At 59.7% G+C, this 22,541-nt stretch carries 22 protein-coding genes; 7 read left to right on the top strand and 15 right to left on the bottom strand.

All coding sequences use genetic code 11. The features are described from left to right. Nucleotides 1–21 precede the first annotated feature (21 nt). Nucleotides 22–303, bottom strand: coding sequence for a GNAT family N-acetyltransferase (locus AFK24_RS18490; RefSeq protein ID WP_020289269.1), 282 nt, complete (start codon nt 301–303; stop codon nt 22–24). A gap of 607 nt (nt 304–910) precedes the next feature. Between AFK24_RS18490 and oprI the strand changes: the two genes are divergently transcribed. Beyond that, nucleotides 911–1,162, top strand: a complete 252-nt coding sequence (gene oprI / locus AFK24_RS18485) for an outer membrane lipoprotei OprI (RefSeq protein ID WP_002553018.1) — start codon at nt 911–913, stop codon at nt 1,160–1,162. Between the two features lie 196 nt (nt 1,163–1,358). Here the strand turns inward: oprI and AFK24_RS18480 are convergent, their stop codons facing one another. The 3 genes from AFK24_RS18480 to AFK24_RS18470 all read right to left on the bottom strand — a co-directional run bounded on the left by AFK24_RS18480 (nt 1,359) and on the right by AFK24_RS18470 (nt 3,359). Continuing rightward, on the bottom strand, nt 1,359–2,321 hold the full coding sequence (locus AFK24_RS18480) for a L,D-transpeptidase family protein (protein ID WP_065834590.1): 963 nt from the start codon (nt 2,319–2,321) through the stop codon (nt 1,359–1,361). An 82-nt stretch (nt 2,322–2,403) separates the two neighbouring features. Next, complete coding sequence (locus tag AFK24_RS18475; protein ID WP_065834589.1) at nt 2,404–2,697, bottom strand: hypothetical protein; 294 nt, start codon at nt 2,695–2,697, stop codon at nt 2,404–2,406. Nucleotides 2,698–2,753: 56 nt separating this feature from the next. Then, nucleotides 2,754–3,359, bottom strand: a complete 606-nt coding sequence (locus tag AFK24_RS18470) for an arylesterase (RefSeq protein WP_065834588.1) — start codon at nt 3,357–3,359, stop codon at nt 2,754–2,756. 10 nt (nt 3,360–3,369) lie between these two features. Here AFK24_RS18470 and AFK24_RS18465 point away from each other — a divergent pair, with 10 nt between their 5' ends. Then, a complete protein-coding gene (locus AFK24_RS18465) occupies nt 3,370–4,053 on the top strand; it encodes an ABC transporter ATP-binding protein (RefSeq protein ID WP_065834587.1) in 684 nt (227 codons plus the stop codon). Then, nucleotides 4,053–6,566, top strand: coding sequence for an ABC transporter permease (locus AFK24_RS18460; protein WP_065834586.1), 2,514 nt, complete (start codon nt 4,053–4,055; stop codon nt 6,564–6,566). Before AFK24_RS18465 ends, AFK24_RS18460 begins: the two co-directional genes overlap by 1 nt. A gap of 47 nt (nt 6,567–6,613) precedes the next feature. Here AFK24_RS18460 and greB read toward each other — a convergent pair whose 3' ends face one another. From greB to AFK24_RS18435, 5 genes are all read right to left on the bottom strand, one after another. After that, nucleotides 6,614–7,087: a transcription elongation factor GreB gene (gene greB, locus AFK24_RS18455; RefSeq protein ID WP_065834585.1), complete on the bottom strand. Its 474-nt coding sequence runs from the start codon at nt 7,085–7,087 to the stop codon at nt 6,614–6,616. Nucleotides 7,088–7,267: 180 nt separating this feature from the next. Further along, entirely contained in the window at nt 7,268–8,569 is a 1,302-nt protein-coding gene (locus AFK24_RS18450; RefSeq protein ID WP_065834584.1) for an OprD family porin, read from the bottom strand. A 269-nt stretch (nt 8,570–8,838) separates the two neighbouring features. After that, nucleotides 8,839–9,147 carry a hypothetical protein gene (locus tag AFK24_RS18445; protein WP_065834583.1) on the bottom strand — a complete coding sequence of 103 codons (309 nt, stop codon included), beginning with the start codon at nt 9,145–9,147 and terminating at the stop codon, nt 8,839–8,841. Nucleotides 9,148–10,020: 873 nt separating this feature from the next. Then, nucleotides 10,021–10,455: a DoxX family protein gene (locus AFK24_RS18440; protein WP_065834582.1), complete on the bottom strand. Its 435-nt coding sequence runs from the start codon at nt 10,453–10,455 to the stop codon at nt 10,021–10,023. Nucleotides 10,456–10,551: 96 nt separating this feature from the next. Next, nucleotides 10,552–11,976 carry a transglycosylase SLT domain-containing protein gene (locus tag AFK24_RS18435; RefSeq protein WP_065834581.1) on the bottom strand — a complete coding sequence of 475 codons (1,425 nt, stop codon included), beginning with the start codon at nt 11,974–11,976 and terminating at the stop codon, nt 10,552–10,554. Nucleotides 11,977–12,167: 191 nt separating this feature from the next. Here AFK24_RS18435 and AFK24_RS18430 point away from each other — a divergent pair, with 191 nt between their 5' ends. From AFK24_RS18430 to AFK24_RS18420, 3 genes are all read left to right on the top strand, one after another. Further along, nucleotides 12,168–12,986, top strand: coding sequence for a TatD family hydrolase (locus AFK24_RS18430; protein ID WP_065834580.1), 819 nt, complete (start codon nt 12,168–12,170; stop codon nt 12,984–12,986). Nucleotides 12,987–13,084: 98 nt separating this feature from the next. After that, nucleotides 13,085–14,566, top strand: coding sequence for a methyl-accepting chemotaxis protein (locus tag AFK24_RS18425; RefSeq protein ID WP_065834579.1), 1,482 nt, complete (start codon nt 13,085–13,087; stop codon nt 14,564–14,566). 104 nt (nt 14,567–14,670) lie between these two features. Further along, nucleotides 14,671–14,886: a hypothetical protein gene (locus tag AFK24_RS18420; RefSeq protein ID WP_065834578.1), complete on the top strand. Its 216-nt coding sequence runs from the start codon at nt 14,671–14,673 to the stop codon at nt 14,884–14,886. Nucleotides 14,887–15,065: 179 nt separating this feature from the next. Here AFK24_RS18420 and AFK24_RS18415 read toward each other — a convergent pair whose 3' ends face one another. From AFK24_RS18415 to AFK24_RS18390, 6 genes are all read right to left on the bottom strand, one after another. Then, entirely contained in the window at nt 15,066–15,860 is a 795-nt protein-coding gene (locus AFK24_RS18415; RefSeq protein WP_065834577.1) for an acyl-CoA thioesterase, read from the bottom strand. Nucleotides 15,861–15,984: 124 nt separating this feature from the next. Further along, nucleotides 15,985–16,758, bottom strand: a complete 774-nt coding sequence (locus AFK24_RS18410) for a CHAD domain-containing protein (RefSeq protein ID WP_065834576.1) — start codon at nt 16,756–16,758, stop codon at nt 15,985–15,987. A 19-nt stretch (nt 16,759–16,777) separates the two neighbouring features. After that, nucleotides 16,778–18,781, bottom strand: a complete 2,004-nt coding sequence (locus tag AFK24_RS18405) for a transglutaminase TgpA family protein (protein WP_065834575.1) — start codon at nt 18,779–18,781, stop codon at nt 16,778–16,780. Next, nucleotides 18,778–19,761 (bottom strand): DUF58 domain-containing protein, encoded by a 984-nt coding sequence (locus AFK24_RS18400; protein WP_080482202.1) that lies wholly within the window; start codon nt 19,759–19,761, stop codon nt 18,778–18,780. Before AFK24_RS18400 ends, AFK24_RS18405 begins: the two co-directional genes overlap by 4 nt. After that, nucleotides 19,731–20,648, bottom strand: coding sequence for an AAA family ATPase (locus AFK24_RS18395; protein ID WP_047575775.1), 918 nt, complete (start codon nt 20,646–20,648; stop codon nt 19,731–19,733). Before AFK24_RS18395 ends, AFK24_RS18400 begins: the two co-directional genes overlap by 31 nt. Nucleotides 20,649–20,934: 286 nt before the next feature. Further along, nucleotides 20,935–21,213 carry a hypothetical protein gene (locus tag AFK24_RS18390; RefSeq protein ID WP_020289290.1) on the bottom strand — a complete coding sequence of 93 codons (279 nt, stop codon included), beginning with the start codon at nt 21,211–21,213 and terminating at the stop codon, nt 20,935–20,937. 181 nt (nt 21,214–21,394) lie between these two features. On the opposite strand from AFK24_RS18390, the gene AFK24_RS18385 reads away from it, so the two are divergent. Next, the gene (locus AFK24_RS18385; RefSeq protein WP_065834573.1) at nt 21,395–22,453 is read left to right on the top strand and encodes a patatin-like phospholipase family protein; all 1,059 of its coding nucleotides are present in this window, start codon (nt 21,395–21,397) and stop codon (nt 22,451–22,453) included. Nucleotides 22,454–22,541: the final 88 nt, after the last annotated feature.

Here is a 22,541-nt window from a genome sequence, read left to right as displayed (position 1 = left end):
ACGGTCAGTCGAAGGCGTAAGTCAGATCTTGGCGGCCTGGCGCTGGTTACGTTCCATGTAACGCTCAACATAGGAACATGACGGAATCACGGTGTATCCCATTCTGTCGGCATAATCGAGCGCCTGCTCGGTAAGTGCCGCAGCAATGCCCCTGCCACGCAGGGCATTGGGTACGAAGGTCCGGTAAATATCCAGAGTCTGCTTACCCAGGTCCATATAGGTCAGGTAGGCACGGTGACCTTCAATATTGATCTCGAACTGGTGACCGTTCTGATCATGGTGGATGGACAACGCCTCGCTCATCACTACTCCTCGCGGGTCTTGGAATTGGACCCCTACCTTACCGATGTTTTTCCGGCGAAGGAACATCTACGCCACCCCGTGCCTGTTTTGGACACCGAGAAGAGCTTTGCTGATCCCAACAAAAGAGCACCTGCAAATAGTAGGCGTCATTGGGGAATATGCTCAAGCGTGTCGACCGCAAAAAATCGCGATTGAACATCTGATGACTCAGATAGTTATGCCGATCCTCACCGAACCTTGTCGATTGAGACGTGCGGGCCAATTGAAAGTCACCAGAACACTCGGTAAATACCGCGGAATTAGCCACAACCGTTAATGGCAAAACCCCAAGGCGTTGACTACCGTTGATTGAAGCACTTAGAGCGTGGTTTAAATTCTGCCGGCCCGGCGCCTTGGTCCGGGCTGAAGCCACGCCGAGTCGAACCTGGATATTTTTTAGACAAAAAACATGAGGAGTTGCCTCGAACACTTTCAAAGCCAAGAAATTTGTGTGGTTCTTGCGCTTGGTCAGTTTACTTACTACAAACAATGGGTAGTATGTACGCCGGTCATTTTCTCACTTTCGAGAGATGACTAAATTGAAAAAAAGTCCTTGAAGGGGAACACGATGAACAACGTTCTGAAATTCTCTGCTCTGGCTCTGGCTGCAGTTCTGGCCACCGGTTGCAGCAGCGTATCCAAAGAAACCGAAGCTCGTCTGACAGCTACCGAAGACGCAGCAGCTCGTTCGCAAGCTCGCGCTGATGAAGCCTATCGCAAGGCTGACGAAGCTCTGGCTGCCGCTCAAAAAGCTCAGCAAACTGCTGACGAAGCCAACGAGCGCGCTCTGCGTATGTTGGACAAAGCTAGCCGCAAGTAATAATCCCTCGGGATTATTGATAAGCCGACCCGGTTCCGGGTCGGCTTTTTTGTGGCTGCGATTTTGTCAACAAAGCCCATCCCCGTTGGAGCGAGGCTTGCCCGCGAAAAACGATAACGCGGTGCACTTGCTACACCGCGGCGCCTGGTTCGCGGGCTAGCCTCGCTCCAACGAGAGCCTGTAACCCGAGCCTGTTTTACTGCAACGGCACCGGATTGCTCGCAGCCACTGCCGAACCCGGCACCGCGATTTCTACCGGCATGCCATCTTCAGCGGCCACCACGTCGCGAACCAGATCCCAGTTCATGCGCAGGTTATTGGCGAGGTCTTCGCGCTTGAGCAAGGCGTTGATCACTGCCGTGTGCTTATCCACGATTGATGGATTGCCACTTTCGTCGAGGGGTGTATGCGCTTCGAGATAAACCTTGCCGCCGCTAATTCCAAATTTGTATGGCTCGCTCATGATCCGCACAGGCGTGCCAACGGGGGCCATGCCCGCCAGTTCGAGAACGTTGTTGTTGTACATGCGGAAGCAGCCATGGCTGGTGCGCATGCCAATCCCGAACTTCTTGTTGGACCCGTGAATCAGGTAGCCGGGCAAACCCAGGCCGAATTTGAAGGGTCCCAGCGGGTTGTCAGGCCCGGCTGGCACCACGCCCGGCAACGGATCGCCATCGGCGGCGTGCTCGGCACGGATCGAAGCCGGAGGCGTCCAGGTCGGGTTGGGCGTCTTGGCGATGATCTTGGTCAGTGCAATCGGTGAACCCCAACCCTCGCGGCCGATACCCAGCGGATAGGTGTGTACGACGTTCTGGCCTTTGGGATAGTAGTAAAGGCGGTACTCGGCGAGGTTGATGACGATACCTTCGCGCGGGCCCGGCGGCAGCACGAAGCGAGTCGGCAAGACGATTTGCCTGCCGGCGCCCGGCAGCCATGGATCTATGCCCGGGTTGGCCGCGATCATCTCCAGATAACCCAGATCGTACTGGGTACCCAGGTCGGCGAAGGTGTCTTCGTACCTGGCCGTAACCGTCTGCACCTGGCCGACGATATCTTCGCCAGGCGGAGGCAGAGGGAATTCCAAAGCGGAAACAGAGCCCGCCGCACACAGTGCAGCAAGCGACAGACAGCGGGTAACGGCTGGAATGCGCGACAACATCCGGGGAATCCTTGGCAACGACGGCGGGTAGAAAGAAGCGAATTGTACACCGCTGCCAAGGCAATCGGGAGGCGGCGTGCTATTACTCGTTGAAGCGCAATTCCGGCCAGATCGGCCGTGTCCCGCGCTTCTGCGCCTCGACGATGGCGCGGCACAAAGAGCACAGGCGCTCGTCGCGAAACACCGTCCGTTCCACCGCCGACCAGCGCGGCTGAGCCGGCAGCAACGTGCCGCACAACGTCCGGTCGATGGTGCCGCCCAGCTCAAGTTGCCGGGCAACCAGATGCACCTTTACTTCCTGGCACGCGAACAGGTCGAGCTGTTCATCAGGCTCGATCAGTTGATAGGCATACAGGGACCAGGCGGGACGGGGCATGGAGGGCTCCAGATAGGGGGCGCCACCTTAGCCGAAAGCCCCCCGCTAGAAAAGCCTCAAAGCAGCGGTTTTAGCGTCGGCCAGACATTTTCCAGCAACTTGCCCTGGGCTCCGGCAGCCGGATGCAGTCCATCGGCCTGCATCAACTCGGGAATGCCGCCCACGCCTTCTAGGAAAAACGGCACCAGCGGCACCTTTTTCTCTTCCGCCAGCGTGCTGTACACCGCTTTGAACGCATTGGTATAACGCGGCCCGTAGTTCGGCGGGATCTGCATGCCCAGCAGCAACACCTTGGCGCCCGCCTCCCGGGACTTGTCGATCATCGTTGCAAGATTTTGTTGCAAAGAAGCTGGCTGCTGGCCACGCAGGCCATCATTGCCGCCCAATTCGAGGATCACCAGTTCCGGCTTATGCTCTGCAAGCAGCGCAGGCAGCCGCGCCTGGCCTCCCGCACTGGTGTCGCCACTGATGGATGCGTTGACCACCTTGTCGGTAAAACCTTCCTGTTTCATGCGTTGTTCCAACAACGATACCCATCCCACGCGGGTATCCAGGCCGAAAGCCGCGCTGATACTATCCCCAACGATCAACACCGTGCCCGCCGCCGCTCCTTGTGACAGCAGCAGCAACCCCAGGCCAGCACTTAAAAACCACGCACGCATCGGATTCTCCATGAGTGAAAGTATTCTCAGTGCTCTGAGCCTCAGTAAAGTGGTCCCCAGCACCGAAGGTGACCTGACCATCCTGCACGAACTCTCTCTGGAACTAAACAAGGGCGACAGCCTGGCCATCGTCGGCGCCTCGGGTTCGGGCAAGTCCACACTGCTTGGTTTACTTGCCGGCCTCGACCTGCCCAGCGCGGGTGCCGTGGTTTTGGCCGGACGCAACCTCAGCGAACTGGACGAAGACCAGCGCGCCCGGGTGCGCTCCGAACACGTGGGTTTTGTGTTCCAGTCGTTCCAGCTGCTGGACAGCCTGAACGCGCTGGAAAACGTCATGCTGCCCATGGAACTCAAAGGCCGCAAGGACGCCCGCGAACAGGCCCGCGTGCTGCTTGAGCGGGTCGGCCTCGGCAAACGGCTGACCCACACGCCGCGCCAGCTTTCCGGCGGCGAGCAGCAACGGGTCGCCATTGCTCGGGCCTTCGCCGCCGATCCTGACGTGTTGTTCGCCGATGAACCGACCGGCAACCTGGACAGCCACACCGGCGAACGGATCAGCGATCTGCTGTTCGAACTGAACAAGGAGCGCGGCACGACCCTGGTTCTGGTTACCCACGACGAACGTCTGGCCCACCGCTGCCGACGCCTGATCCGTCTCGAAGGTGGCCGTCTGGTCGCCCCACTGGAGCCTTGATGGCACACCTGCCCTTTGCCCGCCTGCTGAACCTCGCTGTCCGCCAACTGCTGCGTGATGCCCGCGCCGGCGAATTGCGGGTGTTGTTCTTCGCCCTGTTGGTGGCCGTTGCCGCCAGCACCGCCATCGGTTATTTCGGCGCCCGCCTGAACGGCGCCATGCTGATGCGCGCCACGGAGTTTCTGGGCGCCGATCTGGTGCTCGAAGGATCAAGCCCGGCCAAGCCACAACAGATCGAGGCAGGCCAGGCGCTCAAGCTGGATCATTCCCAAGTGGTGATTTTCTCCAGCGTGATTGCCACTGATGCCGGCATCCAGCTATCCAGCGTCAAAGCCGTCGACACCGCTTACCCACTGCGCGGCGAACTGAAAAGCGCGGCCGATCTGTATCAACCCGAGCAAGTCAGCCAGGGCCCGAAGCCCGGCGAAGCCTGGGCTGAGTCGCGGATGTTTCCCGCCGTTGACCTGAAAATCGGCGACGACATTGATGTCGGTTCGAAAACCCTCAAGCTCACTCGGGTGCTGACCTACGAACCGGACCGTGCTGGCAATTTCTACAGCCTCACGCCGCGAGTGATGATCAATCTGGCGGATTTGCAGGCCACCGGCGTTGTGCAGCCGGGCAGCCGCGTCAGCTATCGGGAAATGTGGAGCGGCCCGCCCGAAGCCCTCGCCGCCTATCGCAAGGCCATCGAGCCGGGTATGGAACCCCATCAGGAAATCAAGGACGCTCGTGACGGCAGCCAACAGATCGGCGGCGCACTGGGCAAGGCCGAACGTTATCTGAACATGGCGAGTCTGGTGGCAGTCCTGCTGGCCGGAGTTGCCGTGGCATTGTCGGCATCACGCTTCGCCGTGCGGCGCTTCGATGCCAGCGCGCTGATGCGCTGCCTGGGCCTGTCGCGTAACGAAGCATTGCTGCTGTTCAGCCTGCAACTGGCGATGCTCGGGTTGCTGGCCAGCCTGAGCGGCGCATTGCTGGGCTGGGTCGCACAACTCGGTTTGTTTGCCCTGCTGCATGACTTGCTGCCTGCCGCCGTTCCACCGGGCGGCCTGATGCCCGCAGTGGCTGGCATCGGCACCGGACTGGTGGCACTGGCCGGCTTCGCCCTGCCGCCGCTCGCTGCTTTGGGTCGGGTTCCACCCCTGCGCGTATTGCGCCGCGACATGCTGCCGATTCCCGCCAGTTCCTGGCTGGTGTACGGCGCGGCGCTGTTGGCGCTGGGCTTGATCATGTGGCGGCTGAGCCTGGATCTGGTTCTGACGTTCGCCTTGCTCGGCGGCGGCGTGATTGCCGCCGTGGTCCTCGGCGGTCTGCTGTTGCTGGCCTTGAAAAGCCTGCGTCGCTTGCTGGCGGGCGCTTCGTTGCCGTGGCGTCTCGGCTTGGGTCAGTTACTGCGTTACCCACTGGCCGCAGCAGGACAATCCCTGGCCTTCGGCCTGATCCTGTTGTCGATGGGCTTGATTGCCCTGCTGCGCGGCGAGCTGCTCGACACCTGGCAAAATCAGTTGCCCAAGGACGCACCGAATTACTTCGTACTCAACGTGCTGCCCGATGACAAAGACCGCTTCAGCCAACAGTTGACGCAGATCTCGACCCATTCGGCACCGCTGTACCCCGTCGTGCCGGGCCGTTTGATGAACATCAATGACAAGCCGGTCAGCGATTTTGTCACCAAGGATTCCCGAGGCGAGAACGCCACGCGCAGGGACCTGAACCTGACCTGGGCCGCTGACTTGCCGGAAGGCAACAAGGTCACGGCCGGCAATTGGTGGCAGGCTCCGGCCGACGCCTCCGCCGCGACAACTCCAGGGGTTTCGGTCGAGGCCAGGCTGGCTGACAGCCTGAGCATCAAGCTGGGCGATCGCCTGAGTTTCAATGTCGGCGGGCTGACCCGTGACGCCGTGGTCACCAGCTTGCGGGACATCAACTGGGACACGTTCCAGCCCAACTTCTTCATCATCTTTGAACCCGGCACCCTGCAGGATCTGCCCACCACCTACATGACCAGTTTTTACCTGCCACCGGGCAAGGACAAACAGATTGTCGACCTGTCGCGCACGTTCCCGTCGATCAGCTTGCTGGGCGTCGAAGCGTTGCTGGCACAAGTGCGCAGCATCCTCGATCAGGTCACATTGGCGGTGCAGTTCGTCTTGCTGTTTGTGTTGGCAGCGGGCATCGCGGTGCTGTTCTCAGGCTTGCAGGCAACCCTCGACGAGCGCATCCGCCAAGGTGCGCTGGTCCGTGCGCTGGGCGCCGAGCGGGCATTGCTGGTCAAGGCGCGGCGTATCGAGTTCGGCCTGCTGGGCGCGGTGAGTGGTTTGCTGGCGGCGCTGGGTTGTGAACTGGTGAGCTTCGCGCTGTATCGCTACGCCTTCGATCTGGTCTGGTACCCGCACGCGTGGCTGCTGTTGCTGCCGGTGATTGGTGCGCTGCTGGTCGGTGGCGCGGGCGTGTTCGGTACGCGTCGGGCGCTGAATGTCAGCCCGCTGACGGTATTGCGCGAGGGTTGAATACTGAGGGGCTGCTTCGCTGATCGGGTTGATCAGCGAGGCAGCCATCAGCCGGGATAGGTGATGCTATTGATCCACCACACCATTTCGCCATTCGGCGTCTGCACCACGGCTTCATCGCCCTCTTCTTTCTTCAGCAGCGCGCGAGCCATCGGTGAGTCGATGGAAATGTAATCATTGCGACCGTAGATCTCGTCGTAACCCACCACGCGGAATTTCTTGATCTCCCCCGCTTCGTTCTCGATCTCGACCCAGGCACCGAAAAATATCCGGCCTTCCTGCTCCGGCGAATAGGCAACCACGCGCACGTCCTCAAGACGCTTGCGCAGGTACCGAACCCTGCGGTCGATTTCCCGCAGCAATTTCTTGTTGTATTGGTAGTCGGCGTTTTCACTGCGATCACCCAGCGACGCCGCCCACGTCACCTTGCGCGTGGTGTCCGGCCGCTTCTCCCGCCACAGGTAATCCAGCTCCTGCTTCAGCGCGTCATGCCCTTCCTTCGTGATGATGTTGGTGCTCAAGACGGTTTTCTCACTCTCGAAAATCTACAACCGGATCGGATCGCGATTCGGCAGCGAGTATAGATCACAGTCATCCTGCGGCAATGCAGTTGTCGCGTGGCTCGAGCAGGTTAAGAAAGTGCGCGAACGGATCAACGCAGACCGTCCCCCGCCCTTTTGCAGAGGACGACCTGCGACCGATCACAATACCGAGAAGTTGTAGCTCACAACCAAGCGTGTCTCATCCACATCCCGGGCAAACTTCTCGTAATTGGTGCGGTAGGTTGCATTACGCAAACGCAGACTGACATCCCTGAATGTTCCGCCTTGCACCACGTACTTGAGTTCGCTGTCGCGCTCCCACTCCTTACCCTCCTGCTCGCTACCCAGCACCTTGATGTGGTCACCGCTTACATAACGGGTCAGGAAACTCAGTCCTTTGATGCCGATGCCCTTGAAATCGTAGTCGTAGCGCAATTGCCAGGACCGTTCCTGAGCGGCAGCGAAGTCGTTGACCTGCACGTAATTGACCAGATACGGATTCGTCCCGTCCAGGTACGGCATGGAATTATCGCCGATCATGCGCTGCCAACCGGCGCTGAACGTGTGGCCGCTGATGGCATAGGCCAGCATGCCACTCAAGGCGCGGTTGTCGATGGAACCGGCGCGAGCATCGCCAATGTCGTCACTCTTGAGCACTCGCAAGTCAGCCTTGAGGGATCCTGCGCCCAGCGGCTGGGAAGCCAACAGGCCAACGAAATGCTGACGATAGATATCTTCCAGCTCCGCGTAATGGTACTGGGCAGTCAGTCGCTCGTTGATCTTGTAGTCGAAGCCGTACATGTCGAAATGATCGGCCGTGGTGTTGCAGGCATAGCGCTTATTCTTGCAGTGCACGCGGATGTCTTGGGAATCGGTGGAGTCCCGGGCAGTGTACTTGTCGAGGCGTGCGGCCATGACGGTCAGATTCGTCACCTCTCTGGACGTCAGCATTGCACCGTTGAACATCGTAGGCAGCAGGCGGCCGTCGTTGTACTTGAGCAAGGGAACATCCGGCAACAACGCGCCGTATTTCAGTACGCTGTCGGAGATGCGTAGTTTGCCGGTAAGCCCCAGTTTGGCGTACTGGTCTTTCGAGCCACGGGGGTTTTCACCCGAGGAAGGCAGTAAGCCGCTGTTGCTGCTGTCAGCGCTGGAATCAAGCTTGACCCCAAACATGCCCAACACATCAACACCAAAACCGACGGTGCCTTCTGTGTAGCCCGATTGCAGATTGAGAATGAAACCCTGAGCCGACTCTTCACGTTTGGAAGCGCCCTGCTCGGTGGACGTGTGCCCATCACGGAAATCGCGGTTGAAGTAAACAGTGCGCGATTCGACGTTCGCTGTTGTGTCGTCGATGAAGCCGCTTGCTTGAACCTGAGCGGAAAAACCGGCGTACAGAAACAAAGCGCCACAGCCGAGTGAACGGCGCGCTGTGATGAAAGAAAAAGGGGGACGCATTTAAAAGCTCCAACAATGCAGTGTTTGCGGCGAAGCGCAATAAACCAGATAAATAGCCTTCACCCGGACAACAAGTTGACCGGAATGAAGTGATTACACGAGGTGAGGCAGGATGATGGCAGAAGGCTTTTGGCCCTTACAGACGACTTTAGTCTGCAAGCGGCCCTCGGTCTTGATAGAGCCAAAACGCTCTATTCCGAGTGTTTCAGGAGGTCATGACACTGCACGCATCCAGTTCCAGAACTCGGCGCGCAATCGTCAAACGCCATTCAGCAACGGGTTATCAAACCCTGCCGCGCGATACGCGTCAGATGGCGAATCACCTCTTCGGCATGCTCTGCATCCGGCGCTTGCAACACCGCCAGATCGAATTGATCGTCCTTGAACTGCGCGAGGGACTGCAGGGTGTCGACGAACTGGATCAGGAATGCATGCGGCCCGCCATTACGTCGTGGCCAGCCATCCAGATAACGCAGCAATGTCGGCTGATGGGAACCGCCCAAGAGGATCTTTGGATTTTTACGCGCGAACTGAGTGGCAATGGGGGAAATGCGAACAACGGGATGCAGACGGGTCATGATGTTATGTCTCAGCCTCAATAAATCCGCTGGGCAGCGGTGAGAGGCAACACCGAACCAACGCTTTAGCGGTATTTCGAAGTCCTGAGACTTCTATCGGCAAGCATCATGCTCACCTGGCGCCCCGCAAGTAGTTGTTTAAATCGGCGCATGAGCAGCATCGTAGAGAAGCCGTCAGCTAATTGTCAAATGCCATCGTTCGGGGCGTCTCTGCCGGTTTTGTTGATCGGGATATATCTGTTGCTGAGGTAACGGCGGTTGGGGTTTCGATCAATAGCCGGCGCAAGCATGTTCCTGTGGAAGCGAGCTTGCTCGCGAAAAACGAATGGACACCGGGTTTATCCAGACAGCACGCGTCATCGTTGACGTCCTTCGCGAGCAAGCTCGCTCCCACAGGGGAAATGCGTACATATCCGTTGCTGCGGTAACGGCTACTCGGGGTTCCGCCCTTAAGCCTCGCGAATAAATTCGCTCCAGTTGAGATACGGTTCACACAGATTCAGCGCCGCTTTGGCTTTGGCTCTGTTTTTGATCTTGATCTTAAGCGCCCCGTCAAACCACGCTGGCCGAAATTCGATGTTGAGTTGGAGGGTAAACCGGCAGGACGCCGGTTTAGCCGCACTGGGCCAGGGATGGCCCTTTGCGGCGGCCCTCCAAATCAATGTCGGATTACGGGCATGCCGAGCCAAAGCGAGGGACCAAGTGGTGGGGCAAGAGCGCTTTGGTTACTTTCGCGCTTTTCGAAAGTGACGCGCCGTCAGGGCGCAACCATAGGCCGCCGTTACCATAGCAACGGATATGTACGCATTCCCCTGTAGGGGCGAATTTATCCGCGACACAGGTGGAATGCGATCCGCACAGGACGGGACCCAATCAGTCGCCGATGGCACGATCCACCGACACCTTGCCAGCACCCTCGATCAATACCGCAACAACCCCGCCCAGCAGCGCCAGGGCAAACTCATAACCATTGTTGGCCATGAACAACCCGTGGCTGATATGCACCGAGAAAATCGCCACCACCAGCGTCAGCGCAAGCACTACCGCAGCCGGGCGTGCCAACAGGCCGATCACCAGGCCCAGGCCGCCGAAGAACTCCGCGCTGCCCGACAGCAACGCCATCAGATAACCAGGGTTCAGACCCAGGCTGGACATGTATTGTCCGGTCCCTTCCAGGCCATAGCCGCCAAATGCGCCGAACAGCTTCTGGCTGCCGTGAGCGATAAAAATGATGCCGACCAGGATACGCACGATGGTCAGGCCGTAACCGGCACGGGTAGTGAAAACTGCTTTGATCAGAGGGCTCATGCTGTTCATTCCATTAGTGAAGTAATGGCGCCATCATGATCGGATATTCTCATATGATAAGCACATAAAACCCATCATACCTATCAGTAACTTCGATCACTTACTGACTGTCAGTTTTCCGGGTCGGGTGTCTTCCAAGGAGTCGCGCTCGCGATCAAACGCCAGATAATATTTGTTCACGCTATTAACGTAGCTCACCACGCCCATTCCAGCCTGTTCCATTGCCACCCGCTCGGTCTGGAAAAACCATTGATCCGGATTCAAGCCGCGCCGCTTGGCCTCGACACGCATGCCCTGCACACGCTCCGGGCCAAGGTTGTACGCCGCCAGGGTAAAAGCCATGCGTTCGCGCTCGTTGAAGCGGGGGCCGGCAAAAAACTTGCGGCGGATCAACGCGAGGTATTTGGCGCCGGCCTGAACATTGTTGTCCGCCGTCTGGATATTACCCACACCGACCCGCTGTGCCGCTGACGGGGTAATTTGCAGCAGGCCGGTGGCGCCGCCGCTGCCCTTGGCGCTCGGATCCAGCGCAGATTCCTTGAATGCCAGGGCCGCCAGATTCAGCCAATCCATCCCTTGAGCGTCAGCGTGGCGCTGCAACATCGGGCGCAATTCTTCCAGACGCTGACGATCTGCGCGAGCCAGAGGATTGTGTACTCGATAAAGATTTTTATAGGCCTTCTGGAACGCAACGTCCTGGTTGGCGGGCGCATGATAGGTCTTGAGAAAGCTGTCAATCGTGGCGTGCAACACCGACGCGTCCTGGCGCACGTACCAATTCATGTCGCTGCCGGTGCTCAGGGTCAACGCCCGGTCGACGCGCAGTTTCGGCATGACCCGCACCCAGCGCTCGGCAATCGGCTGCTCCACTACCGTCAGGTGAAAAATGCCCGCCTGGACCATTTCCAGCACATCTTCCACCGCCAGACTCGGATCAACCCACTCGATCTTCACCGGCGGCAGCTTGCGCAACGCCAGGCGCTGGTTCAATTGATGCACTGCTTCATCGGCCGCGCTGCCCGCAGACAGACTCAAGGTGCGGCCGGACAGTTGCTCCACATGTTTGAAGGCGCGCTCGCCCTTGACTCCGATCAGCACCAACGGCACCTGGCTGACGATGGGCGCGCTGGCCTCGATGCCCTTCACACCCGTGGCATCGAGCAGCTCACCCGGCGCAACCAGATCGCCCTCGCCGCGTCGCAATGCGCTGAGCAACTGAGTCTTGGCTTTGGGAATGATTTTGAAGGTGATCTGCTGGCCGTCACGGGAATGACTGTTGAGGTATTTCTCGAAGGCCTGGAGTCGGTGGTATTCGACGCCGATCTCTTCGCCCTGCACATCGCCGGAACTGTTGCGGCTCTGGTTGACCAGCACTCGCAAAACCTTGCTGCTGCGGATCGCGGCCAGATCCCGGACCTGGGTTTTGTGTTGCACCAGTTGCGGGCCAGCCTGACGCGCGCTCGCCGGGAACGGTGCCAACGCCAACAGAAAAACGACGGGGACAATCAAGGCTCGGATCATTCACTCTCCAGGGAAATGCCGGTCAATTAGCATGGAAAAAGCAGGGGAATTACAGACACGGGTTTAGCGCGACTGATGTCGAATCTATCAACCAGACTGAATAACAGTGCTCAATCAGTTGAATTGACTGGGTTTCTTATTAATTACCGAAGCTCTGATATCCTCAGCGGTCTCCGGCTTGAGGTAGCACCATGCAACTCATCGACATCGGCGTCAATCTGACAAATCCCAGCTTCGCCTCGCAACGACAGGCGGTTCTCGACCGCGCCTATGCTGCGGGCGTCTGCCAATTGGTCGTTACCGGCACCAGCATCGAGGGCAGCGAACAGGCTTTGCAGCTCTGTCACGAACTGGATGAAGATGCCCGGCACCTGTTCAGCACTGCGGGAATTCATCCCCATTCAGCGAGCGATTGGACCACCGATACCGAGCAACAGTTGCGTGCCCTGCTCAAAGAAAATCGCGTGCGCGCCGTGGGCGAATGCGGCCTGGATTTCAATCGCGATTTTTCTCCGCGTCCGCAGCAGGAAAAAGTCCTGGAGGCGCATCTGGCGCTGGCGGTCGAATTGCAATTGCCGGTATTTCTTCACGAACGCGACGCCAGTCAGCGTCTGCTGGAGATTCTGCGCGACTATCGCGATCGTCTGCCCGCCGCGGTCGTGCATTGTTTTACCGGCGAACAACGGGCATTGTTCAGCTACCTGGACCTGGACCTGCACATCGGTATCACCGGCTGGATCTGCGATGAGCGTCGTGGCACGCACCTGCATCCGCTGGTCCGCGACATTCCCCGTGGTCGTTTGATGCTGGAAAGCGATGCGCCGTATCTGCTGCCGCGTACCTTGCGGCCCAAGCCGAAAAACGGCCGCAACGAACCGGCCTATCTGCCCGAAGTGTTGCGCGAAGTGGCCCTGCATCGGGGCGAAACCGAGGAAGACCTGGCAGCACACAGCAGCCGCTGCGCACGCACTTTTTTCGACTTGCCCGAGCTTGCGGACGCTCACGTCTAACGTCCGCTTGACCCAAATCAACATATTCTCTGATCATTGGCTCATCATGGTGGCACCTTGCCGCACGTCTACCCACGACTAACCAAAGAAGACCTCTTATGGGCACCTGGCTTAGCAACCTTTCGCTGAAGTACAAGTTCTGGGCCGTGAACGCGGTCGCTTTCATTACCACGCTGTTGCTGGTGGTCTATGCCTCGCAACTCGAACAACAGGCACGCGTTGATGGCGCCCGCCAGTCCGCCCAGGCGCAAGCGCGACTGATCGGTTCGTGGCCCGCCGCGCAAGCGGTTCCCGCTGGCAACGATGTGTTGGTCATCCCTCAGGGCCAAACGCCGAAATTCAAGGATCAGTCACTGCCGCAGCTGGCCAGCGGCACAGGCTGGGTCGAGCTGAACCTGCAACCGTCGACGGATGAAAATACCCTGATCGGCGCTCAGGTCGTGGCGCGTGCCGACGGGCAGCGCATCGCGCTCCTGGCCTTCGCACCAAGCCTGACGCAAGTCCTGGAAGCTCGCTTCGTCAACTACGCCATTGCCGTGTTCGTCCTGATGCTGGCCATGCTCTGCGCGTCGCAGTTGCTGATTCGCTTCCTGCTCAGCCAGCTCAACACCCTCAAGGACGTCATGCTGCACGTGGAGAAAAGCGGCGATCTGTCGGCGCGCGTGCCGCTGACTGGCGATGATGAAGTGGGCCAGATGGCCAAGGCCTTCAACGCGATGCAGGCCGGTTATCAACGCGTGGTCAACACCGTTGCCCAGACCGCTGCACGTCTGGATCAGGGCGCTGCGCACCTGGCGGCCGGCATGAATGACGTGCGCCACGGCATGCTCGGCCAGCAGAGTGAAACCGATCAGGTCGCCACCGCGATCAACGAAATGTCCGCCACCGTTTATCACATTGCCCAACACGCCAGCACCACGCGTGACCAGTCGCAGACCGCCGATACCCTGGCGGGTGGCGGCAAGGCAGTGGTCGAACGGGTTCAATTGTCTATCGCTGGCTTGTCCACCGGCGTGCAGCAAACCGCCGAGATGATCCAGCGCCTGGCCGAAGACAGTCAGAAGATCAACGGCGTGGTCGGCGTGATTCACAGCATTGCCGAACAGACCAACCTGTTGGCGCTCAACGCGGCCATCGAGGCCGCACGGGCCGGTGAAATGGGCCGTGGCTTTGCCGTCGTCGCCGATGAAGTGCGCAACCTGGCCAAGCGCGTGCAGACCTCCACCGATGAAATCACCACCATGGTTTCTGCGTTGCAGGCCGGGACTCGCGACGCGGTGGATTTCATGCAGGACAGCTCGTTCAAGGCGGACGAATGCGTGCAGCAGGCTCAGGAAGCCGGCGATGCACTCGCCGCTATCGCCGGCGCGGTTGCGCAGATGCGCGAGAGCAACACGCAGATCGCCGTCGCCGCGCAGCAGCAAAGTCAGGTTGCCGAAGACATGAATCGCGCCGTGGTCAGCATTCGTGATGTGACTGAACGCACCGTGAACCAGACCGTGGATTCCGCCACCACCAGCAGCGAGCTCGCGACCCTGGCCGGTGAACTGAGCAAGGCCATCGGTCAACTCAAGCTGTAACGGCAACGACCCTATTGCACCGATAGTCAGGCTTGATTCGCTGCATTCGCGAGTCAGGCCTACTCTTCAGGTATCGATTTGATGCAGTGAAGAGGACAGCAGTAATGGCCAAGCGACTTTCCAATCTCCACACGTGGCAATGGCACGCCGATAATCACCGCCCTCCAGCCAACCTTGTGCTGAATGTCCTCGCACGGCCGCTGTTTATCCTTGCGGCGCTGCTGATCGTCGACGGCCTGATTTCCTGCAGCTTTTCGTCACTGGCAATTGGCGTGATCGGTTTGATTGCCGGGTTGGGGATTCAGCGGCACGGGGGTTGAATGGTTTGAATCCCGTGGGACCGGATTCATCCGGGAAGGTATTGGCAGCAGGCCCGTTGGAGCTAGGCTTGCCCGCGAAGGCTTTGTGGCAGGCGATCTATCTGCTGCGCCCGCTGCAACGCCTTCGGGAATAAATTCCCTCCTACACACGAGCGCGCGCCCTCGCCTCAACGAGTCTCCTACCCAAACACCGTCACCGTCTGCCGACTGATCGCCACCAGCTCCCCGGCTGGCGACCAGAGCATTGCGGCAGTGTGGCCGTAGCCATCGCGGGCATGTTCGATCACCGCGCGATACGTGCACCAGTCATGAATGCTCAACTGCGGTAGCGGCTGGACGAATTCGATGGTCCAGGTCAGCGAACTGCCCGGGGCCGGTTTGCTCAAATGCGGCAGCAGCGCTGGCGGCCAGGTGTCGACCAGGGCCAACAGATGCGCCTCGGTGAGCCGCCCTTCTTCGACCTCGCGAAAGCGCACATACCCGCCGATGGCAGGCGAAGGCGTGTTGCTGAATGGCATCCCGCCCAAGCCCCAACGCATGTCCATAAAGCGCAAATACTCAGGCATCACGCCGCTGATAAAGGGCAGCTGAGGGCATTCTGCGAAGGGTTTCAGGCTCGGTGCCGGATCGGCCTGCACGGCAATCACCGACTCCCGCGGCGCGCCGAAGCTGCCTTGCATCAGCGTCATGACCTGGCCGTTTTGCATGGCGCGACCCAGCACCTGGCTGACCGCCTTGCCTTCGCGCAGGACTTCGACTTCGAGCGAAATCGGCACATCCGGCTCCGCAGGCCCGACGAAGGTGATTGCCAGGGAGCGTACTGGCCGGTTTTCCGGGACCCTGGCGCGCATGGCTTCGTATTGCAAAGCGGCCATCAGGCCACCAAAACACGCCCTTCCCTGCCCCCACTCGGCCGGGATCGTGACAGACAGCGGGTTATCGTTGACTGCGTTGACCAACTCGGAAAAGTTCATGCGCACCACCAAAAATGAAGGATCTGAAAATCTGCAACGATCTTAACCAGCTGTTGATCGGCGTGCAGGCTCCATATCCGCCATTTCTGCGGGGTGATTGCAAAAGAGGTCAGTCAACAGCCATTCAAGACTTGCCGTTGAAGCACGCCTTCGCCAGACGTTTGAGTGATACGTCGGCCTTCTTCTCCGCGCGCACGATGCCCAGATGCCAACCGGCAATGCAGGGTGCCAGATCCCGTTGCTGCCCGGCCTGCGCGAGCCATTGCAGGTGATCGTGCCAGTTGCCCAATGTCCCTTGAGCATCCTTCAGGCGCGCCTGGGTCTTGGCCGATTGATGACTGAGTTGCGGGTAAGCTTCAGCGGCGTAGCGGACCCGTTTGATCAGCAAACGCAAACGATGTCGGTCATGGGCAGGATCGGCCATGGCTTCGCTGAGCTTTTTCCATTGTTTGTCGATGCGCTTTTCGATGCTTTGGCGCAAGCCACGCAACAGCTTCTGGCGCTGCTGGACGCGAATGAAACCCGGAAATTGATCAAGCATGCCAAACAGTCGATTGAGCTCCGTCGATTCAGCCACGCGCTGATAAGCCTGGCTGACTTGATCAGTACGCCAGCGCGCCGCTTCGGTCATGCCCAGTTCGGCGAGGTGTGCGGCCAGCACTTCCATGTCCCGCAGCGGCGTGGTCAATTGGCCTACCGCTCTGGCCGCCTCTTCCAGCTGCTCGACACCCGACAGTCCGCGCAACGGGCGCAGCAGGCTGCGTAGCCGACGCACCGTGGTACGCAAATCATGCAGCGCTTCGCTATCGGTGGAAGCCGTAAGTCGCGCATGGCAGGCAAGCAATTTGATGTCGAGGGTTAAAATCTCCGCGACCAGATGGTCGACCATCGATGACATATCTTGATCCTTATTCGGTTTACTCACTGATACCCTTGGCCGCCGACAGACGCCAGGGTAAACGACGCCGCAAACGTTTCAAACAGCGACGCAGCTCAGCGGACGAGGCCGTACGGCCCGCGTAGCGCAGCGCCTGAAACTCCTCGCAGAAGGCTTCGATCAGCTCCGCGTGTTCGGGAAGCGACAACCCGGCACGCCGCGCGAATTCCTGCACCCCTTCGCCGGGCATGCGCCGTAATCCACGCCGCGCCAGCAAGCGCTCGAACGCGTTGAACAGACGCAGTTGCGAGTCGCTTTCACGCTGCCATGGCTTGAAAATCCACAGCGCAGCCAACGCCAGCACCAATCCGGCCGCGCCAATAAACGCCGGAGCTTCCAGACCGGAGAACCAGCGATTGAACACTTGCAGCTGCTGTTGCCCTTGATACCCAAGGACCCAACGCTGCCAGCCGTAGTTCAAATTATCCCAACTCAAGCGCAGACCATTGATCCACGGCACGTTGCGATAGCGCAGCGCCGACATGGGCGAATCTTCGAGAAACGCCTCGTCGGCGGCCAGCGCCTGCTCAAGCCCCTGTTCGATACGTTGCGGCGCCACCGCTGCGGTCGGATCAACGCTGCGCCAGCCAATGCCCGGCTGCCAGTATTCGACCCACGCGTGCGCGTCGAACTGGCGCACGGTCAGGTAATTGCCGTCGGGATTCAGTTCGCCGCCCTGATAGCCCGCCACTACCCGCGCCGGAATCCCTGCCGCGCGCAGCACGAAGGTCATGGCACCGGCGTAATGGGCACAGAACCCACGGCGACTGTCGAACAGAAAACTGTCGATGCTCTCCGGCCCCAGCGTCGGCGGCTTGAGGGTGTAATGAAAAGACTCACGGCTGAAGTAACCGAGCATGGCGTCAACCAGCGCGTCGGGTTTGGGATGGTTGCGCAGCAGATCGCTGGCCCATTGCCGCGCCTGGGGATTGCCCTTGGGCGGAAGTTGCAAATCCTGCCGCTGGATATTTTCGCTGAGTTGCCCATCGCGGGTAGCGTCGGGCCAGGAACTGACGCTGTACAGCAACGACTGCTCCACCGGCCGCCGCCGTTGCAGGCGGAAGTCACTCATCTGGCGCACGTCCGGCAGGCTGGTCTCGCCGACGTCCAGGGTCGACAGCCAGGGACGCCCGCTGGGCTCCATGACGATGCTGTAATTTACGGTTTCGCCATGTTTTTGCCATTGCGGTAGCTGTACCGTTTGCGCGCGCCCGGCCTGGGACCAGCGCCGACCGTCGAACTGCTCAAGGGTCAACGAGCGCCAGTACAACTGATTGCGCGCCGGTATCGCGCCGTCGAAACTGGCACGAAAGACCAGCGCGGCGGATTTGCTCAGTTCGGCGATATCCCCCGGTGCCATGCTGTCGGAAAGCCCGGTCAGCGCCTTGTTGCTCGGTTGCGGCAACGACCACAGCGGCTCCAGCCGGGGGAAAAACAAAAACAACACCAGCATCAAGGGCACTGCTTGCAGTAACAACTTGAGCGCCAGCTTGAGGCTATTGGCGGGGTTGCCCGGCGCATCGGTCTGCTGCAAACCGATCAAGGCTGCCAGCAGCGTACTGACCGGCAACAGCGTAAATGCCGCCCACAGCAGGCTGTCTTCAAACAGATAACCCACCACCACGCAGAAAAAGCCGAGAAAGATCAGTACCAGCGCATCACGACGAGTGTGCATTTCCAGCATCTTCAGGATGAACGCGGCGATCAGCAGCGCCGCGCCGGCATCCAGTCCGACCAGACTGCCTCGGGCCAGATACACGCCGCCCGCCGTGCCCACCAGCAAGCCCGACTTGACCCAGGTGCCGGGAGGCCGGACACGCATGCGGAAAATCTGCACGCGCCACAGGCTGCACGCCAGCCACAACCCCAGAATCGACCAGGGCACGTGGGTAATGAACGGCACGATCACCAACGCCTGCGCCAGCAGCAACCACATCAGGCTGCCCCGAGGAATAGGCAGGCTCAGGCCGGAATCTGCGCTCATGACTGACTACCGTACAGCGCGAGGGCGCGCAGGCAGGTTTCGCGGTGCACTTCGCCACTGTCCGGCGGTGAGAAAAATCCCGGCAAGCGCAACGCAAACGGCTGATGACGTTGGGACAGGATCACCACCCAATAGCACAGCCGCGACAGACGATCTTCGATATCACCGCCCAGCGCCATGAAATCCAGGCACAGGTCGTGGCCGCTCAAGTCAGTGAAATCCTTGACCAGCAGACCTTGCCCACGGGACCAGGCTTTCCAGTGCATGCGCCGACGATTGTCGCCAGGCTGATAAGGCCGCAGGCCGTGATAATCATCCACGCCCGGCCGCTGGGTCGCTTCGCCCTCATCGTCGGCGTGAGGCTGAACGCCCTTGAGCAGCGGCATCGCCCCGCCAATCGGTCGAGGAAAAACCAACGCAGTCTGTTCCAGGTCAAGCCAGCTCCACGCGCGCAGCAGGCTCAAGGGGAATACGCTTTCGACCCGCAGTCGCGGCGCGCGCAACCAACCGCGATTTTCCGCAGGCAAGGTCAGCTCAATCTCGACAAGGCCGTCGGCCATGACATCGACTTTCTGCAACTGGCTGGCGTCCCAGCCCACGGCAATGGCCTGCCGGCTGTGCCCGGCGCTTTCCAGACGCAAGCGCAAATGCACGGCTTCACCGACGAACACCGAGCGTGCCACTCCGGCGCTGAGCATCAGCCCGCTGACGTTGCGGTAGGTGTGCAAAATACCCAGCACACTCATGGACATCAGCAGGAACGTCAGGCCATACGCCAGACTGTTCTGGTAGTTGATGGCGACCAGCAGCATCAAAAACAGCACCAGCGCGAACGTACCCCCGGTGCGCGTGGGCATGATGAAGATGCGCCGGTGATCAAGGGTGACGCGTGGCGCCGGGGGAATTCGCCGGGACAACCAGCGTTGCCAGATCGGTTTGAGCTGTTCGATCAAAGCACCGGCACCTCGCGCAATAGCCACTGGACCAGCGCCCCGCTGCCATGCCCGGTCGATTCGGATCGCTCGCGCAAACGGTGGCCAACGACCGAGGGCAGCACGGCCTGCACATCTTCGGGGATCACATAGTCGCGACCGATCAACAGCGCCCAGGCCCGTGCCGCCGACAGAATCGCCAGACTCGCGCGGGGAGAAAGCCCGTAGGCGAATTGCGGCTGACTGCGCGTGGCGTCCACCAGCCGCAGCACGTAATCCACCAACGCATCGCTGGCCCGTACTTGCCGCGCCTGAGCCTGCAACAACGCCAGCTCGGCATGGTTGAGCAGCGGTTGCAGGCGCGGCAGCAAATCACGACGCGATTCGCCCATAAGCAAGGCTTTTTCCGCCGATTTGGCGGGATAACCCAGGGAGAGCCGCATCAGGAAGCGATCGAGTTGCGATTCGGGCAAGGCGAAGGTGCCGCCCTGGCTGAACGGGTTCTGGGTCGCAATCACAAAAAAAGGATCGGGCAGCAGTCGCGTGGCGCCTTCGATGGTCACCTGCCCTTCTTCCATGGCTTCGAGCAAGGCGCTCTGGCTTTTTGGCGTGGCGCGATTGATTTCGTCGGCCAGCACCAGTTCGGCAAAGATCGGTCCTGGATGAAAGGTGAACTGCCCACTGTCGCGATCAAATACCGATGTGCCGAGAATATCGCCCGGCAGCAGATCAGAGGTGAATTGAATGCGCTGAAAGCTTAAGCCCAACACCTTGGCCAACGTATGGCTGAGCGTGGTCTTGCCCATGCCGGGCAAATCTTCGATCAATAAATGACCACCGCCGAGCAGGCACGTCATGGCCAGTCGGACTTGCGGTTCCTTGCCTAGCACCACCTCATTGATGGCGTTGAGGCACTCATCGAGTTTCCTGCCCATAGAAAAACACTCTCCAGGCGACTGCCTCTGACCCATTGGCTTGCGAACGACGCAACATATGTAGCCACTTTAAGGTCAGCGTAGGTCGTTTCGCCAGAGCGGGGAGGGAAAAGCTTGGAGATGAAGCGTTGGCAGGCCGTGCGGCGGGGAAAGCCAAGCGTGAAATCCCAATCCGTAGGAGCGAATTTATTCGCGAAGGGCCGATACATCCAACAGAGATTCAGCGCCTGAAACATTGCTTCGCGAATAAATTCGCTCCTACGGTGAAGGAGCGAACTGAAAAGACTTATCGCCCCGCGCGGGACTCACGGATGTAGAAGCGTGCTTTCTCGGCCTTGCTGGTGCAACCTTCGAAGGCTTCGAATTGCTGCTGGGTCTTGGCGCCGGTCAACAAGGACAGGGCTTTGGAATAGCTGACGGTTCCGGCGAAGCCTTCAGCCTTGGCCAGGTCCAGCTCGTGCCAGGCCGAGTCCAGCTGCGTGGCGCAGCTGTCGCGGTACCCGGTTTTGCCGGCGCAACCTGTTAAAACCAGAGCTAATAATGGCAGGCAGATCCAGGCTTTCATCGGTGTTACCTCGGGAATAATAATCGAATGTGCGACTTGGACGGTCCGGGCGTTTAAAAGTGCCGTGGCGCCGGGCAGCAAGAGTAACTGTTTTTTTGTCCGCAACAACGCTTCCCAGGCTGCCCATGAAGCCCGATCATGCCTATTTGCGCGTAAGACCCATCCTCTTCAGGAGCCCGACATGAAAAAACGCATCGCTTTGGTACTCGGCTCCGGCGGCGCGCGCGGCTACGCGCATATCGGCGTCATCGAAGAATTGGAGCGCCGTGGCTACGAGATCGGGTGTATTGCGGGATGTTCCATGGGTGCCGTGGTAGGCGGCATTTATGCGGCGGGCAAGTTGCAGCAATACCGCGCGTGGATCGAGAGCCTGGATTACCTGGATGTGTTACGACTGGTGGACGTCAGCTTTCGCCTCGGCGCCATTCGGGGTGAGAAGGTTTTCGGCCAGATCCGGGAAATCGTCGGCGAAATCAATATCGAAGACCTGCGCATTCCCTACACGGCGGTGGCCACCGACCTGACCAACCAGCAGGAAATCTGGTTTCAGGAAGGTTGCCTGCATCAGGCCATGCGCGCCTCGGCGGCTATCCCCAGTTTATTCACGCCGGTCATGCAGGATGGGCGCATGCTGGTCGACGGCGGCTTGCTTAACCCGCTGCCGATTGTGCCGGTGGTGTCCAGCCATTGTGATTTGATTGTCGCGGTGAACCTGAACTCCACTAATCAGGGGCATTACCAGTTGCCGGTCATCGAACGGGCGCCAGCGGTGAAAAAGCGTTTCGACAGCCTGATCAGCTCGCTTGGATCGCGCCTGCCGTTCCGCCGCAAGCTGGATACTGCGGGCGGTGATGTGCTGCGTCTGGAGCAGGACAGCCTCAAGGCCCGCGCCGCGACGATTGCCAACCCGTGGCTGGGCGAAGATTCGGCCGACCCGCAAGGGCAACAACCGGCGGCGGCTCCTCAAGGCGAGAGCGCGCCGAAATCTGCTACTGGTTCGATCATCATCGATAACGTCGGCCCGGCATCGCTGCTGGATCTGATCAACCAGAGTTTCGAAGTCATGCAGACCTCACTGGCGCAATACAAGATCGCCGGTTATCCGCCGGACATCCTGATCAACGTCCCCAAGCGGGTGTGCCGGTTCTTCGAGTTCTACAAAGCCCCGGAACTCATCGCGCTGGGCCGCGAGATCGCCAGCGATACGCTGGATCGGTATGAGGCCGAACGTAAGCGCTAATGAGTGACGTAGGACCGGCTTTAGCCGGGAGAGCGAAGGTTCTGACGACGGATCTGCTGCGGATGGACTGGCCTCCTCCCGGCTGAAG

Source organism: Pseudomonas syringae (genome assembly GCF_001698815.1).
GTDB lineage: Bacteria > Pseudomonadota > Gammaproteobacteria > Pseudomonadales > Pseudomonadaceae > Aquipseudomonas > Aquipseudomonas syringae_A.
This window is presented reverse-complemented; position numbering and strand designations above follow the sequence as displayed.

Bases quoted from the DNA above. Each gene is read 5' to 3' on its own strand.
- AFK24_RS18445 (WP_065834583.1), bottom strand. From the start codon at position 9,147: ATGACCCGTCTGCATCCCGTTGTTCGCATTTCCCCCATTGCCACTCAG.
- AFK24_RS18415 (WP_065834577.1), bottom strand. From the start codon at position 15,860: ATGAACTTTTCCGAGTTGGTCAACGCAGTCAACGATAACCCGCTGTCT.
- AFK24_RS18405 (WP_065834575.1), bottom strand. From the start codon at position 18,781: ATGAGCGCAGATTCCGGCCTGAGCCTGCCTATTCCTCGGGGCAGCCTG.
- AFK24_RS18490 (WP_020289269.1), bottom strand. From the start codon at position 303: ATGAGCGAGGCGTTGTCCATCCACCATGATCAGAACGGTCACCAGTTC.
- AFK24_RS18480 (WP_065834590.1), bottom strand. From the start codon at position 2,321: ATGTTGTCGCGCATTCCAGCCGTTACCCGCTGTCTGTCGCTTGCTGCA.
- AFK24_RS18430 (WP_065834580.1), top strand. From the start codon at position 12,168: ATGCAACTCATCGACATCGGCGTCAATCTGACAAATCCCAGCTTCGCC.
- AFK24_RS18425 (WP_065834579.1), top strand. From the start codon at position 13,085: ATGGGCACCTGGCTTAGCAACCTTTCGCTGAAGTACAAGTTCTGGGCC.
- oprI (WP_002553018.1), top strand. From the start codon at position 911: ATGAACAACGTTCTGAAATTCTCTGCTCTGGCTCTGGCTGCAGTTCTG.
- AFK24_RS18460 (WP_065834586.1), top strand. From the start codon at position 4,053: ATGGCACACCTGCCCTTTGCCCGCCTGCTGAACCTCGCTGTCCGCCAA.
- AFK24_RS18465 (WP_065834587.1), top strand. From the start codon at position 3,370: ATGAGTGAAAGTATTCTCAGTGCTCTGAGCCTCAGTAAAGTGGTCCCC.
- AFK24_RS18395 (WP_047575775.1), bottom strand. From the start codon at position 20,648: ATGGGCAGGAAACTCGATGAGTGCCTCAACGCCATCAATGAGGTGGTG.
- AFK24_RS18470 (WP_065834588.1), bottom strand. From the start codon at position 3,359: ATGCGTGCGTGGTTTTTAAGTGCTGGCCTGGGGTTGCTGCTGCTGTCA.
- AFK24_RS18410 (WP_065834576.1), bottom strand. From the start codon at position 16,758: ATGTCATCGATGGTCGACCATCTGGTCGCGGAGATTTTAACCCTCGAC.
- AFK24_RS18450 (WP_065834584.1), bottom strand. From the start codon at position 8,569: ATGCGTCCCCCTTTTTCTTTCATCACAGCGCGCCGTTCACTCGGCTGT.
- AFK24_RS18440 (WP_065834582.1), bottom strand. From the start codon at position 10,455: ATGAGCCCTCTGATCAAAGCAGTTTTCACTACCCGTGCCGGTTACGGC.
- AFK24_RS18435 (WP_065834581.1), bottom strand. From the start codon at position 11,976: ATGATCCGAGCCTTGATTGTCCCCGTCGTTTTTCTGTTGGCGTTGGCA.
- AFK24_RS18475 (WP_065834589.1), bottom strand. From the start codon at position 2,697: ATGCCCCGTCCCGCCTGGTCCCTGTATGCCTATCAACTGATCGAGCCT.
- AFK24_RS18420 (WP_065834578.1), top strand. From the start codon at position 14,671: ATGGCCAAGCGACTTTCCAATCTCCACACGTGGCAATGGCACGCCGAT.
- AFK24_RS18385 (WP_065834573.1), top strand. From the start codon at position 21,395: ATGAAAAAACGCATCGCTTTGGTACTCGGCTCCGGCGGCGCGCGCGGC.
- AFK24_RS18390 (WP_020289290.1), bottom strand. From the start codon at position 21,213: ATGAAAGCCTGGATCTGCCTGCCATTATTAGCTCTGGTTTTAACAGGT.